This is a genomic window from Streptomyces wedmorensis (assembly GCF_000716445.1).
Lineage (GTDB): Bacteria > Actinomycetota > Actinomycetes > Streptomycetales > Streptomycetaceae > Streptomyces > Streptomyces wedmorensis.
In genome coordinates this window covers 1-12,104 of record NZ_JNWK01000032.1, presented here as the reverse complement: position 1 = coordinate 12,104, position 12,104 = coordinate 1, and the positions used below count along the sequence as shown (strand labels likewise).

Genomic DNA, 12,104 nt, shown 5'->3' with positions numbered 1-12,104 from the left:
CCTTCGCCAGGGCTCCGCCACGCGCACAGCAGGACGAGACCCGCTCCGGTGTGCGCCGGTTCCGGACCGGGGACCGTCGGGGAAACGGCGGAGGGCCGCCCCGGGTGCGTTCCCGGGGCGGCCCTCCTGGTGTCGTGCTCGCGCGTCAGGCGCCGCGCAGGACGGCTCCCGTGCGCTCGGACGCCAGGGCGACGGCCGCGTCGCGGGCCGCGCTGGCCTCGTCGACCGTGAGGGTGCGGTCCGTGGCGCGGAACTTCAGCGCGTACGCGAGGGACTTGGTGCCCTCGCCCAGCTGGTCGCCGGTGTACACGTCGAAGAGCCGGATGGACTCCAGGAGTTCACCCGCCCCCTCGCGCAGCGCGGCCTCGACCTCGGCGGCCGGGACCTCGGTGGCGACGACCAGGGCGACGTCCTGGGTGGCGACCGGGAAGGCGGAGATGCGGGGAGCCCGCAGCGGGCCTTCGTTCGCCTGCTCGAGCAGGTCCAGGTCGATCTCCATCGCGCAGCTGCGGGCCGGCAGGCCGTACGCCTTCACCACGCGCGGGTGGAGCTCGCCGGCGTGGCCGACGAGGACCTTCTCGCCGTTCACCTCGACGTGGAAGGCCGCGCAGCGGCCCGGGTGCCACGGGGCGTGCTGGTCGGCGCTGATGATCAGCTCCACACCGGCCTCGGCGGCCACGGTCCGGCCGGCCTCGACGGCGTCCGCCCAGTCGGACGGGCGGCCCTTGCCCCACCAGCCGGCCTGCTCGCGCGCGCCGGCGAGGACGACGGCGGCGCGACGCGGCTGCCGGGGCAGCACGGCGTTGACGCCGGCGATCTCCTCGTCGGTGGGACGGCGGTCGACGGGCAGCCGGACGGCGACGCCCTGCTCCCCCTCGGGCCGGAAGACCAGACCGGTCTCGAAGAGCGCCAGGTCGTGGCTGCCGCGGCTGTCGTTGCGACGCAGCGCGCCGAGCAGGCCCGGGAGCAGCGTCGTACGGAGCGCGGGCTCCTCGTCGGAGAGCGGGTTGACCAGGGTCACGACCCGACGGCGGGCGTCGTCCGCGTCCAGGCCGAGCTGGTCGAGCGCCTGCTCGCCGATGAACGGGTAGTTCAGCGCCTCGACGTAGCCGGCGCCGGCCAGGGCGCGGCCCACACGGCGGTGGGTGCGCTGGCGCTCGGTGAGGCCGCGGCCGGCCGGGGGCTTCGGCAGCGTGGAGGGCAGGTTCTCGTAGCCCTCCAGCCGGATGACCTCCTCGGCGAGGTCGTTCGGCTCGCTGAGGTCGGGGCGCCACGAGGGCACGGTGACGACGAGCTCGTCCTGGCCGTAGACGTCGCAGCCGACTTCCTGGAGGCGGCGGACGACGGTCTCGCGACCGTAGTCGACGCCCGCGACCTTGTCCGGGTGGTTCGCCGGCATGGCGATGGTCCGGGGCGCGGACGGGGCCGCGACCTCGGTGACCCCGGCCTCGGCCGTGCCGCCCGCGAGCAGCACGAGGAGGTCGACGGTGCGCTGCGCGGCAGCGGCGGCGGCCTGCGGGTCGACACCGCGCTCGAAGCGCTTGGACGCCTCGGAGGACAGCTTGTGCCGGCGGGCCGTGCGCGCGATCGAGATCGGGTCGAAGTGCGCGGACTCGATGACGACCTCGGAGGTGCCGGTGACGAAGCCGGTCTCCGCGTCGGTCTCCGGGTCGGCGATCTCCGTGTGGGCGCCGCCCATGACACCGGCGATGCCGATCGGGCCGCGGTTGTCGGTGATGACCAGGTCCGCGGCGTCCAGGACGCGCACGGTGCCGTCGAGGGTGGTGATCTTCTCGCCGGCCTCGGCGCGGCGGACCCCGATGGGGCCGTCGAGCCGGTTGCGGTCGTAGGCGTGCAGCGGCTGGCCGAGCTCCAGCATCACGTAGTTGGTGACGTCGACGGCCAGCGAGATCGGGCGCATGCCGGCCTTCTGGAGGCGGCGCTGCAGCCAGATCGGGGAGCGGGCCTCGGGCGCCAGGCCGACGACCGTGCGCGCGGTGAAGCGGTCGCAGCCGACCGGGTCGGAGACCTGGACCGGGTAGCCGTACGAGTTCGGCGCGGGCACGTCGAGGAGCGCCGGGTCGCGCAGCGGCAGGCCGTAGGCGGTGGCGGCCTCACGGGCGACGCCGCGCATCGAGAGGCAGTAGCCGCGGTCCGGGGTGACGGCGATGTCGAGGACCTCGTCGAACAGCTCCAGGAGGACCGTGGCATCGATGCCGACCTCGTGCTCCGGCGGCAGCACGATGATGCCGTGCGTGCCGTCGCTGCCCATGCCGAGCTCGTCGCCGGAGCAGATCATGCCCCGGGAGACCCGGCCGTACGTCTTGCGCTCGGCGATCCGGAAGTCACCGGGAAGCACGGCGCCGGGCAGGGCCACGACGACCTTGTCGCCGACGGCGAAGTTCCGCGCGCCGCAGATGATCTCCTGGGGCTCGCCGGTGCCGTTGGCCTGGCCGACGTCGACGGTGCAGAAGCGGATGGGCTTCTTGAACTCCGTCAGCTCCTCGATGGTGAGGACCTTGCCGACCACCAGCGGGCCGGAGAGGCCGGCGCCGAGCCGCTCGACGGCCTCGACCTCGAGGCCTGCCGAAATGAGCTTGGCCTGGACGTCGCGGCCGGTCTCCGTCGCCGGCAGGTCGACGTACTCCCGCAGCCAAGAAAGCGGGACCCGCATCAGATCTCCATCCCGAACGGCCGGGTGAACCGGACGTCACCCTCGACCATGTCTCGCATGTCTTCCACGTTGTGGCGGAACATCAGCATCCGCTCGATGCCGAACCCGAAGGCGAATCCGCTGTACTTCTCGGGGTCGACGCCGCAGGCGATGAGCACCTTCGGGTTGACCATGCCGCAGCCGCCGAGCTCGATCCAGCCCTCGCTGCCGCAGGTGCGGCAGGGACGCTCCGGGTTGCCGACGGACTCGCCGCGGCAGACGTAGCAGAGCATGTCCATCTCGGCGGACGGCTCGGTGAAGGGGAAGAAGTTCGGGCGGAGCCGGGTCTTCATGTCCGGGCCGAAGAGCGCCTGGACCATGTGGTCGAGGGTGCCCTTGAGGTCGGCCATGGTGAGGCCCTCGTCGACGGCGAGCAGCTCGATCTGGTGGAAGACCGGAGTGTGCGTGGCGTCGAGCTCGTCGGTGCGGTAGACGCGGCCGGGGCACACGACGTAGACCGGGGGCTCCCGGTCGATGAGCGTGCGGGCCTGGACCGGCGAGGTGTGGGTCCGCAGCACGACGCCGGACTCGTCGCCCGTGGTGACACCCGTTCCCTCCGGGGTGGTTCCCTGGACGAAGAAGGTGTCCTGCATCTGGCGCGCCGGGTGGTCCGGCACGAAGTTGAGGGCGTCGAAGTTGAACCACTCCGCCTCGACCTCGGGGCCCTCGGCGACCTCGTACCCCATGGAGACGAACACGTCGGAGACGCGCTCCATGAGCGTGGTCAGCGGGTGGCGGGCACCGGCCGGGACGCGGTCGTACGGCAGGGTGACGTCGACGGCCTCCTCGACGAGGACGCGGGCGTCACGCTCGGCCTCCAGCTCGGTCTGGCGGGCGGCGAGCGCCTTGGAGACGACGCCGCGGGCCTGGCCCACGAGCTTTCCGGCGGCGGCCTTGGCCTGCGGCGGCAGGGCGCCGATCTCCCGGTTGGCGAGCGCCAGCGGCGAGGTGCCACCGGTGTGCGCGGTCTTCGCATGCGCGAGCGCGTCGAGGTCGCCCGCGGCGGCGAAGGCGGCGAGCGCCTCGTCCCGCATGCGCTCGATCTCTTCCGGTTTCAGTGCCTCGACCTCAACCGGGTCGTACGACTTATTGGGTGCGGACATCTCTTCCCGTGCTTCCGTTGGCTGGCTGGGCGGCCCCGCTCGACGTCAAGGGCGCAAACGTGCCAAAGGACGAGTCTAACGGGGCGCGGGGACGCGAATGAGCCCGTGGGCGACCCGGGCGGCCTCTGATCTCGTGCGGTCTCGTCTGCTGAGACGTCAGAGGAGATGGGCCGGGGTGCCGACGGGCAGGATAAATCGGAATTCGGCCCCGCCGCGGGGGCCCCGTCCGACGGTGATGGTGCCGCCGTGGGCCTCGACGACGCCCTTGACGATGTAGAGGCCGAGTCCGGTGCCGCCGCGTTTGCTGCCCCGCCAGAAGCGGGTGAAGACGCGGTTCATCGACGCCTCGGGGATGCCGGGTCCCTCGTCGCTCACGGTGACCTCCGTCCCCTCTTCTCCGTCCTCTCCCGCCGTGGCGGGTGCCACCTCGATGGTGACGGTTCCGTCGCCGTGGCGCACGGCATTTTCGAGGAGGTTGCCGAGGATCTGGTCGATCTTGTCGGGGTCGGCCCAGAGCGCGGGCAGCTGGGGCCTGATCCGGACGAAGAAGCGGCCGGGGGGCTGGCCGCCGGTGGTGTGGACCTGGATGTGGCGGCCGATCGCGGCGGCGAGGTCGACGGGCTGGCGGCGCACTTCGAGGCGGCCGGAGTCGATCCGGGAGATGTCGAGGAGTTCGGCGATGAGCCTCTTGATGCGGCCGGCGTCGGCGTCGACCGTCTCCAGCATCAGCCGCTTCTGCTCGTCGGTGAACCTCTCCCACTTGTCGAGGAGGGTGGCGGTGAAGCCCTTCACCGAGGTGAGCGGGGAGCGCAGCTCGTGGGCGACGGTGGCGATGAGCTCGGCGTGGCTGCGCTCGGTGCGGCGCCGGGCGTCGGTGCCGCGGAGCGAGACCACGACCCGGCGGACGGGTCCGGTGGGGTGCTCGCGGACGTACCGGGCGGAGACGAGGACCTCGCGGCCGCCGGGGAGCAGCAGGTTGCGCTCGGGCTGGCCGCGGCGGATGGCGAGCCCGCCGTACGGGTCGGTCAGCGCCCACCAGCGGCGCCCCTTGAGGTCTTCGAGGGGCAGGGCCTGGTCGAGCGGGAGGCCGAGGGCCCGGTCGGCGGGGACGGCGGTGATCCGGCTGGCCGCGGCGTTGAAGCCGACGACCCGGCCGGTCTCGTCGGCGATGACGAGCCCGTCGGGCAGGTCGTCGGGGTCGAGGCCGGCGAAGGCGGCGGACACCGGGGGGTCGGGCGCGTCCGCGTCCGGTCCTGGTCCCGGCGGCTCCGGGGCGTGCGGCGCGGCGCTCCGTGCCTGTGCGGGACTGTCCGTGCCGACCGTCATCCCCGTTCCCCACCCCTTCGTGTAGCGCAGTGGGCCCCCGAGTGCGTCACTCTACTGGGCGAGAGGGGCGGAATGGACCCTTCAGGCGGAGGTTCGGGGGCGCTGGGCGCGGGCGGAGGCGTACAGGCAGACCGCGGCGGCGGTGGCGAGGTTCAGGCTCTCGGCCTTGCCGTGGATCGGGACGCGTACGACGGCGTCGGCGAGCGCCCGGGTCTCCTCGGGCAGTCCCCAGGCCTCGTTGCCGAAGATCCAGGCGGTGGGGCCGCCCATGGTGCCGGCGTCGAGTTCGTCGTCCAGGTCGTCCTGGCCCGCTCCGTCGGCGGCGAGGATCCGCACGCCCGCGCTCTTCAGCCCGGCGACGGCCTGCTCGACGGGGACGCCCACGGCCACCGGCAGGTGGAAGAGGGAGCCGACGGAGGCACGTACGGACTTGGGGTTGTAGAGGTCGACGGAGGCGTCGGTGAGGACGACGGCGTCGGCGCCGGCCGCGTCGGCGCAGCGCAGCACCGTGCCGGCGTTCCCGGGGTCGCGTACGTGGGCGAGGACGGCGACGAGCTTGGGACGGGCCGCGATGATGTCCTCGAACGGCGAGTCGAGGAACCGGCAGACGCCGACGAGGCCCTGTGGCGTGACGGTCTGGGAGACCTCGGCGAGGACGGCGTCGGAGGCGTGGTGGACGCGGGCGCCGGAGGCGAGCGCGGCCTCGATGATCGGGGCGTAGCGCTCGGCGGCCTCGACGGTGGTGAAGAGCTCGACGAGGGTGGGCTCGCCGGTGGAGCCGCGGTGCTCGACGGCCTCGCGGACGGCCTGCGGGCCCTCGGCGATGAAGAGGCGGTCCTTGCCCCGGAAGTTGCGCTTGGCGAGCCGCCGGGCGGCGACGACACGCGGGGAACGCGGGGAGATCAGCTCGGGGGTGACCATGAGGTGCGGCGGTTCTCTCTTCGTGGCCGGGCGGGCGTCGGGGTCCGGGAACGGCGGGGACCGGATGCGGCGGGTCCCTCAGGGGGGTGAAGCACCCGGACCCGCAGGCGCGTGCGCGCCTGCGGGTCCGGGCAGAAGTACTGCGGCCTGGAAGATCAGGCGGCGGCCTTCGGGGCGTTGACGTCGGCCGGGAGGGCCTTCTGTGCGACCTCGACCAGCGCGGCGAACGCGTTGATGTCGTTGACGGCCAGCTCGGCGAGGATCTTGCGGTCCACCTCGATGTTGGCGGCCTTCAGACCCTGGATGAGGCGGTTGTACGTCATGCCGTTCTGGCGGGCAGCGGCGTTGATGCGCTGGATCCACAGCTGACGGAAGTCGCCCTTGCGCTTCTTGCGGTCGTTGTAGTTGTAGACCAGCGAGTGGGTGACCTGCTCCTTGGCCTTGCGGTACAGGCGCGAACGCTGACCGCGGTAGCCGGAGGCCGCCTCGAGGATCGCCCGGCGCTTCTTGTGGGCGTTGACTGCCCGCTTGACGCGTGCCACTTTTAACTCCTTGTAGCGGGGTCGTGGTTGGACTCACACGACCCGAAAAACGAATGGGTCCCGGACCTGGCCGGAAGCCCTCGTCGCCGAGGGCGGGTGATCAGATCAGATGCCCAGCATCTTCTTGATCTTGGCCGCGTCGCCCGGGGCCATCTCGGCGTTGCCGGTGAGGCGACGCGTCAGCTTGGACGACTTGTGCTCGAGCAGGTGGCGCTTGCCGGCGCGCTCGCGCAGGATCTTGCCGGAGCCGGTGACCTTGAAGCGCTTCTTGGCACCGGAGTGCGTCTTGTTCTTCGGCATCGCGCCGTATCTCCTCGTCAGTGGCGCTCCCGTCCGGTGCGGACACCGGACATCCGGGAGCGTCAGTTCTTCGTTTGGTGGTTCCGGGCGGGGCCCGGGGCTGCCTGGTTGGCAGCCCGTCGGGTCACGCCTCGGGGGTCTCGGCCGGAGCTTCGGCCTCGACGACCGGAGCCTCGGCGGCCGGGGCCTCGGCGACCGGAGCCTCGTCGGAGGCGACGCCCTGGCGCTCGGCCTTGCGTGCGGCCTGGGCCTCACGCGCCTCGGCCATGGCCTCGGTCTTCTTCTTGTGCGGGCCGAGAACCATGATCATGTTCCGGCCGTCCTGCTTCGGGTTGGACTCGATGAAGCCAAGCTCCTCGACGTCCGACGCCAGCCGCTGAAGCAGCCGGAAACCGAGCTCGGGGCGGGACTGCTCACGACCACGGAACATGATCGTGATCTTGACCTTGTCGCCCTGCTTGAGGAACCGGACGACGTGACCCTTCTTGGTGTCATAGTCGTGCGGGTCGATCTTCGGCCGGAGCTTCATCTCCTTGATGACCGTGTGCGCCTGGTTCTTGCGCGCCTCACGGGCCTTCATGGCCGACTCGTACTTGAACTTCCCGTAGTCCATGAGCTTGCACACGGGCGGACGGGCGTTCGCCGCGACCTCGACCAGGTCAAGGTCGTACTCCTGTGCGAGCTCCAGGGCCTTGGCAAGCGGAACAATCCCGACCTGCTCGCCGCTGGGTCCGACAAGTCGCACCTCGGGAACGCGAATCCTGTCGTTGATGCGGGGCTCGGCGCTGATGGATCCTCCTCGGTAGCACCACGCGACCGCCTGGCGGACGGACGCGCACTGTCTGTTTCTGACCAACCGCGCCGGAACATGGAAAACGCCCCGGACGGGACACAGGCGGGGCTCCACGGAAATACCGGAGCACCGCCGCGGTCAACCGCGGGGCGCACATCGGGTGGCTCCATCGTCCGTACGGAACGATGGGCGCCACCTGACCGGTGACCCGCCACCCGTGAGGGCGGTCAGGTGGGAGTACGGAGCCTCCACTTGTGGGCCGGGCACACAGGTGTCCGGCCGGTCGTTACACAAGGTTAGCAGGAGCCGTGCCCATACGCGAACGCGGGCGGGGCGGCGAGGAGGCACTCCGGGCGGCTTATCGTGTGAGGCATGAGCGAGACGCCCCAGAACGAGTCCGCGGACTCCCCCGAAACCCCCGACTTCGAATCCATGACCCGCGACATCGCGGAGGTACCGGCGGTCGAGGTGATCGTGACCGTCGCCGTCAACCTGATGAGCGCCGCCGCGGTGAAGCTCGGGCTCACCGAGGAGGGCGACAAGCACAAGGACCTCGACGAGGCGCGCAAGCTGGTGCACGCCCTCGCCGGCCTCCTGGACGCCGGAGCGACCGAGATCTCCTCGTTCCACGCCGCTCCCCTGCGGGACGGCCTGAAGTCCCTCCAGCTCGCCTTCCGCGAGGCCTCCCTGATCCCGGACGAGCCGGGCCAGGGACCGGGCGAGAAGTACACGGGACCCGTGTACGGCTGAGCCCGTACCGCCTACTTCTTGACGTAGAAGGGCTCGCCCGGAGGGGTGGCCGAGGCCGGCAGGAGTGCCAGGTCGAGGCCCCGCACCAGGCGGGCCCTCAGCGTCTCGTCGGCGGCCAGCGCACGGGCCACACGCTGGGCGGACTCCGCCGGAGAGGCGTCCTCGGCGAGGACCAGGGCGAGGGTCCCGTCGGCGGCACCCGGGCCCAGGTGGGCCCGCAGCACCGCCGGTTCGGCGGCCACGGCGGCCCGCACCGCTTCCCGTACGGCGGGGTCGTCGAGCGGGTCCGCGCTGGAACGGCCCTCGGCGAGGGCGAGCAGCAGCGGGCCCGTCAGCTGGTACGGCACGGGTCCCGCGAGGTCCAGGACGACCGTGTCCGCCTTCTCGTGCGCGGCCGCCTGGAGCGCCTGGTGGAGCGGGACGGCGACGGGCCTGGCCTCCGGGTCCCACAGGGCGAGCGAGGCGATCGAGGTGAACGCGGGCAGCGCCCGCCGGTCGCCGGCCGTGAGCGTGGGGACCGCCATGTCGCTGGTCTTCTCGCGGCGCAGGCCGTTCTCGTCGGTCTCGACCTCGCCGAGGACGGCGACCACGGGGACGAGCAGTCGGGCCCCCTTGAGTGCCTCCAGGACCGGGCCGTGGGCGGTTCTGTCCTCCGCCCAGGCCGCGAGGGCCGCGGCGAGCCGCGGGTCGGCGGTGCCGTCGTCGTCGGAGAAACCGGGGTCCGGAATGTTCTTGAGCGCCACGCACCGAGCCTAACCGCCACGCCGGGCGCCACGACCCGCCGGGTCGCGAGGACCCGGTTCTCGGAACCCCGGGTCGCGGGGCCCCGTTCTCGGAACCCCGGGTCGCGAGGACCCCGTTCTCGGAACCCCGGGTCGTCGGGCCGGGTCTTGGGTCCCGGGTCGTCGTGCGCGTCGGGGAGCCTGGAGCCCTACGGGGTGCGCCGGGTGCGCCGGAGGGCGACGGCCGTCAGGAGCAGGAGGGCGCCGAGACCGCCGGCGACCGGGGCGAGCAGGCCGAACGAGCGGCTTTCCTCGGGGGCGGCGACGGGCCCGGGGCCGAAGTGGGTGCCCCGGTAGCCGGCGGTGGCGTTCTTGGGGTCGGCGCCCTTCAGCCGTGTGCCGGCCTTGATGGCGGCGGCCGGGTCGACGGTGCCGTACCCCTTGGCGTCGCTGCGGCCGCCCTCCGGGCGGCTGCGGGCGGTGTCGATGAGCAGCTGCTTGATCTGGGCCGGCGTGAGGTCGGGGTGCGCGGCCCTGACCAGGGCGACGGCGCCGGAGACGAACGCGGCGGCGGCGCTGGTGCCCCAGCCCTCGTAGTAGCGGCGGTCGGGGTCGGCGATGACGATGTCGACGCCGGGGGCACTGACCGTGGCGTACCAGCGGCGGGTGGAGAAGGAGGCACGGGTGCCGAAGCGGTCGACGGCGGTGACCGCGATGACGCCGGGATAGGCGGCGGGGTACGAGATGTGGTCGCCCTTCTCGCCGCCGTTGCCGGCGGAGGCCACGACGGAGACCCCCTTGGCGAGGGCGTACTGGACGGCCGCGTCCTCGCCGGCGTCGGGGTGGGCGGACTTGGAGTCGTCGCCGAGCGAGAGGTTGATGACGTCCGCGCCGTGGTCGGCAGCCCAGCGGATGCCCTCGGCGAGGGCGGTGCCGCGGGTCTTGCGCGCCTTGTCGCGGGCCTTGTCGGTGCCTTCGAGGATGACGCGCACCGGCAGGATCTCGGCGTCCGGGGCGATGCCGAGGACGCCGTCCCCGTCACCGGGACCGTGGCCGTGCCCGGCGATGATGCCGGCCATGGCGGTGCCGTGCCGGGCCCACGCGCGGTCGCCCCGGGTCGCCCCGAAGCCGATGAGGTCGTGGCCGGGCAGCACGGAGCCCTCGAGGTCGGGGTGCTGGGCGTCGACGCCCGTGTCGAGGACGGCGACGGTGATCCCCTCGCCCTTGGTGGTCCGCCAGGCCTCGGCCGTGTGCAGGGCCTCCGGCCCCCACTGCCGGGCCCTGATGGTGTCGGCGTAGGCCGGTGCGGTGGTCGCGGGCAGGACGGCGAAGCCGGCTGCGAACAGGACGGCCGCGGCGGCGCGCGCCCGGCGCCGGGAGGGTCGGGTCACCGGTCGTTCTCCTCCACCGCCGCCATGGCGCTGTTGCGCAGCAGGAACTCCATGCGCTTCGCCATGCCCTTGGCCTCGTGGCCGAGGCCGGACTGGGCGACGGCGTCCGTTCGGTCCTTGCCCATCGCCTGGTCGGCGGGGATCGGACGGTCGACGGTCCGCCCGTCCGCGAAGCCGGAGACGGCGGTGACGACGACGGGCAGCTCAGCGGGTGCGGTCAGCCACCAGCTCGCGCGCTGCCCGGCGCCGAAGCGGGCCGCCACGGTGCCGGGCCCGGCGAGGGCCGGCGGCACGTCCTGCCCGAGCCGGGCGGTCAGGTCACGGCCGAGGTCGCGCTGCGCGGTCGCCTCGGCACGGGTGAACACGAGGCTCACGGTGATCACGCCGGTCGCGGTGGCGTCGGTGTACGTGGCGCGCAGCACGCGCTCGCAGCCCAGCGGCTTGAGCGTGGCGAGCAGGCCCTTCGCCAGGACCGCGGGCGAACACGCGGCGTCCGGGGCGACGACGATCCGCGTCCAGGTGCGCTTGGCCGCCCCCGGCCCCGCGCCCGGTCCCGCGACGGTCCTCGGGAAGAGGGTGTCCACCGGCGCGTTGTGCCAGAGCTCCTTCCCCTCCGCGTACCCCAGGGGCTCGACGGGTGCCCCCGGCTCGGCCGCCGCCAGCCACACCCCCGCCAGCGCCCCGCCGATCAGCCCCATCCCCAGCACGGCACACGCGGCCGCCGCCAGCGTCCGCCCGGTCCTCCGCTCCCGCACCGGTCGCAGCCGCGTGGTCGTCTCCACCGGCGTCTCGGGCGGCAGCGCGCCGGGCACACCAAGTCCGTACGCCCCGCCCGGCCCCGCCGCGGCCCGACCGAGCGGCGCCGCCACCGGCCGCGGCGGCGCGGCGGGGGCCGAACCGACGTACGCGGAAGCGGGGCGGGGCGACCCGACGGGCGCGGACGCGGGACGCGGCGGGGTGGTGGACCGTGCCGACGGCTGGGCAGCCGGGTCTGAAGGTGCCGGGGTGCCGAAGCCGGAGCGCGGCGGGGTTGCGGGCCGGGCCGACGGCTGGGCGCCCGGGTCTGAGGGGGGCTTCGCGGTGGAAGCGGGCGCCGGGTGCGCCTCGGCCGTCCGGCCGGTGCCGGGCAGCCGGCGCGGGTCGGGGTCCGTGGGACGGATCGGGCGGAGGCGGGCGGTCGTCTCCACGGCGGGGGCGGCCCCGGAGGGGGCCGGGACGGGAGGCGCCGGCGGCGCAGCCGGGACGGGCGCAGCCGGGACGGGCGCAGCCGGGACGGGCGCAGCCGGAGCGGGTGACATCGGCGGGGCAGCCGAGACGGGCGCAGCCGGGACGGGCGCCTGGGCGGAGCCGGCCCGCGGAGCGGGGGCGGGCGGCGAAGCCGGGCGCGAGGCCGGGGCCGGGGCCGTGCCGGAGGCGGGCGCCGGGCCGGAGGCGGGCGCCGGGCCGGAGGCGGGCGCCGGGCCGGAGGCAGGTGCCAGGCCGGAAGCGGGCGCCAAGCCGGAAGCGGGCGCCGGGGTGGCGGCGGGGGCCAGGGGGCTGGCGG

At 73.7% G+C, this 12,104-nt stretch carries 12 protein-coding genes; 2 read left to right on the top strand and 10 right to left on the bottom strand.

Annotation, left to right across the window (positions count from 1 at the left end):
* Window positions 1–145 precede the first annotated feature (145 nt).
* From pheT to infC, 7 genes are all read right to left on the bottom strand, one after another.
* Window positions 146–2,674, bottom strand: coding sequence for a phenylalanine--tRNA ligase subunit beta (gene pheT / locus OO54_RS23975; RefSeq protein WP_033206407.1), 2,529 nt, complete (start codon window positions 2,672–2,674; stop codon window positions 146–148).
* Window positions 2,674–3,816, bottom strand: a complete 1,143-nt coding sequence (gene pheS, locus OO54_RS23970) for a phenylalanine--tRNA ligase subunit alpha (RefSeq protein ID WP_033206405.1) — start codon at window positions 3,814–3,816, stop codon at window positions 2,674–2,676. Before pheS ends, pheT begins: the two co-directional genes overlap by 1 nt.
* Window positions 3,817–3,972: 156 nt before the next feature.
* Complete coding sequence (locus OO54_RS23965; RefSeq protein ID WP_033206403.1) at window positions 3,973–5,142, bottom strand: sensor histidine kinase; 1,170 nt, start codon at window positions 5,140–5,142, stop codon at window positions 3,973–3,975.
* Window positions 5,143–5,223: 81 nt separating this feature from the next.
* Window positions 5,224–6,063: a TrmH family RNA methyltransferase gene (locus OO54_RS23960; protein WP_033206402.1), complete on the bottom strand. Its 840-nt coding sequence runs from the start codon at window positions 6,061–6,063 to the stop codon at window positions 5,224–5,226.
* 155 nt (window positions 6,064–6,218) lie between these two features.
* Window positions 6,219–6,605, bottom strand: coding sequence for a 50S ribosomal protein L20 (gene rplT, locus OO54_RS23955; protein ID WP_017241732.1), 387 nt, complete (start codon window positions 6,603–6,605; stop codon window positions 6,219–6,221).
* A 105-nt stretch (window positions 6,606–6,710) separates the two neighbouring features.
* Complete coding sequence (rpmI, locus tag OO54_RS23950) at window positions 6,711–6,905, bottom strand: 50S ribosomal protein L35 (protein ID WP_015032399.1); 195 nt, start codon at window positions 6,903–6,905, stop codon at window positions 6,711–6,713.
* A 124-nt stretch (window positions 6,906–7,029) separates the two neighbouring features.
* The gene (gene infC, locus OO54_RS23945; protein WP_078905316.1) at window positions 7,030–7,761 is read right to left on the bottom strand and encodes a translation initiation factor IF-3; all 732 of its coding nucleotides are present in this window, start codon (window positions 7,759–7,761) and stop codon (window positions 7,030–7,032) included.
* A gap of 309 nt (window positions 7,762–8,070) precedes the next feature.
* Here infC and OO54_RS23940 point away from each other — a divergent pair, with 309 nt between their 5' ends.
* The gene (locus tag OO54_RS23940) at window positions 8,071–8,448 is read left to right on the top strand and encodes a DUF1844 domain-containing protein (RefSeq protein WP_017241730.1); all 378 of its coding nucleotides are present in this window, start codon (window positions 8,071–8,073) and stop codon (window positions 8,446–8,448) included.
* Between the two features lie 11 nt (window positions 8,449–8,459).
* On the opposite strand, the gene OO54_RS23935 is transcribed toward OO54_RS23940, so the two are convergent.
* The 3 genes from OO54_RS23935 to OO54_RS23925 all read right to left on the bottom strand — a co-directional run bounded on the left by OO54_RS23935 (window position 8,460) and on the right by OO54_RS23925 (window position 11,373).
* Window positions 8,460–9,191, bottom strand: a complete 732-nt coding sequence (locus OO54_RS23935) for an SseB family protein (RefSeq protein WP_033206396.1) — start codon at window positions 9,189–9,191, stop codon at window positions 8,460–8,462.
* A gap of 188 nt (window positions 9,192–9,379) precedes the next feature.
* Window positions 9,380–10,561 carry a type VII secretion-associated serine protease mycosin gene (gene mycP, locus OO54_RS23930; RefSeq protein ID WP_033206394.1) on the bottom strand — a complete coding sequence of 394 codons (1,182 nt, stop codon included), beginning with the start codon at window positions 10,559–10,561 and terminating at the stop codon, window positions 9,380–9,382.
* Window positions 10,558–11,373, bottom strand: a complete 816-nt coding sequence (locus OO54_RS23925; protein WP_033206392.1) for a hypothetical protein — start codon at window positions 11,371–11,373, stop codon at window positions 10,558–10,560. The genes mycP and OO54_RS23925 overlap by 4 nt, the downstream gene beginning before the upstream one ends.
* A gap of 337 nt (window positions 11,374–11,710) precedes the next feature.
* Here OO54_RS23925 and OO54_RS46805 point away from each other — a divergent pair.
* Window positions 11,711–12,104, top strand: a 394-nt coding sequence (locus OO54_RS46805; RefSeq protein ID WP_209440901.1) for a hypothetical protein, incomplete at its 3' end; no start/stop codon positions are given.